The organism is Candidatus Aegiribacteria sp. (assembly GCA_021108005.1).
In the GTDB taxonomy this organism is placed as follows: domain Bacteria; phylum Fermentibacterota; class Fermentibacteria; order Fermentibacterales; family JCC-6; genus Aegiribacteria.
Genome location: JAIORS010000163.1, coordinates 1 through 1367, shown reverse-complemented (window position 1 = coordinate 1367; position 1367 = coordinate 1). Strand labels below are relative to the sequence as shown.

At 44.5% G+C, this 1367-nt stretch carries 2 protein-coding genes; both read right to left on the bottom strand.

Annotated features, from left to right (window positions below; translation table 11 throughout):
• Positions 1-51: 51 nt before the first annotated feature.
• A complete protein-coding gene (locus K8S15_10015; GenBank protein ID MCD4776370.1) occupies positions 52-414 on the bottom strand; it encodes an HIT domain-containing protein in 363 nt (120 codons plus the stop codon).
• 102 nt (positions 415-516) lie between these two features.
• Positions 517-1329: an orotidine-5'-phosphate decarboxylase gene (gene pyrF, locus K8S15_10010; GenBank protein MCD4776369.1), complete on the bottom strand. Its 813-nt coding sequence runs from the start codon at positions 1327-1329 to the stop codon at positions 517-519.
• Between the last annotated feature and the right edge of the window lie 38 nt (positions 1330-1367).

The window sequence follows — 1367 nt, the reverse complement described above, 5'->3', positions numbered from 1 at the left end:
ATGCTGTCAGTGATGTTCTTTACCCCTTGACAGAGGGGGGCCTCATAAGTGTTATATTTTGCTTATTTTACTAATAAGACTTCCGTCTTCATTTCTTAATCTTTTCCCGCGATGCACATACCAGTGAAGGTGTTTTGTTGATTGGTAATTTCCAACATTTGAAGAAACTCTACATCCACCATATTCACTTTCAACTAATTTTGTTACATATGAAATTGCTTTTAAGAATTCGATAGAGAGTGCAGGGTTGTTGTCAAAAGTTGACAGGGAATCGATATGTTTCTTCGGAATAATAACTATATGCAACTCAAAATATGGTTTTGTATGATGAAATGCTAAGATTTCTTCTGTTTCATATACAATATCCACCTTTGTTTTTTTTGAAATTATTTCGTCACAATAGAAATCGTTCATTTATCCCCTGCTTATTGGTTCTTGCACATATAAAAATATAACGACGCAAATCAGCGGCGTGGTACTCCGCGTACGCTGCATTTGTCTGGTTATGTTTCTCGTCTATCGATATCTGTTGATCGCATCCCTTAGCGAAATGGTAGCCTCTCGTGCGGCTTCTGCATAATCCTCACCATCGCTTGAGTAAATGATGCCTCTGGAGGAGTTGATGATCATGCCTGTACCATTGGCGTCCTTTCCGCTCATGACGGCGCTCTCAACGTTGCCCCCTTGTGCACCGATTCCTGGCACCAGAAAGGGCATGCTTCCGACAACTGATCTGATCTCCTGTAGCTCATCGGGATAGGTTGCCCCGACAACGAGAAGCACATTGCCATTCCGATTCCAGACATGGGCGGCCTTGTCCGCCACAATTTGGTATAGTTTCTTCCCTTCGGACCTCAGATCCTGAATATCTATTGCGCCAGGATTCGACGTGCGGCAGAGAATGATGATTCCCTTATCGCTACGATCCAGAAATGGGTCGAGTGTGTCCGTCCCCATATATGGATTCACGGTAACAGCATCAACCCCATAGCGATCAAATGATTCCCGAACGTACATCTCTGCGGTTGCGCCAATGTCTCCTCGTTTTGCATCTAGAATAACAGGAATCTCTGGGTGATTATCGTGAATATACGCTACCGTGAGTTCGAGATCGCGCTCGGTCCCGGATGCAGAATAGTAGGCCACTTGAAGCTTGAACGCACAAACGAGGTCAGCTGTTCTGTCTATGATTGCGCGATTGAACTCAAACAGTGGTGTCTCAACACGGCGAAGATGTGCAGGGATCTTTTCTACGTCGGGATCAAGCCCCACGCACACCAACGAATTGTTATTTCGCCAACTGGAGGAGATCTGGTCAATGAATGTCATTCTCGTTCAAGTCCTTTTCTATCTCAAAACATAACGCT

Excerpts from the sequence above, each read along its gene's own strand:
- K8S15_10015 (MCD4776370.1), bottom strand. The coding sequence starts at position 414 with ATGAACGATTTCTATTGTGACGAAATAATTTCAAAAAAAACAAAGGTG.
- pyrF (MCD4776369.1), bottom strand. The coding sequence starts at position 1,329 with ATGACATTCATTGACCAGATCTCCTCCAGTTGGCGAAATAACAATTCG.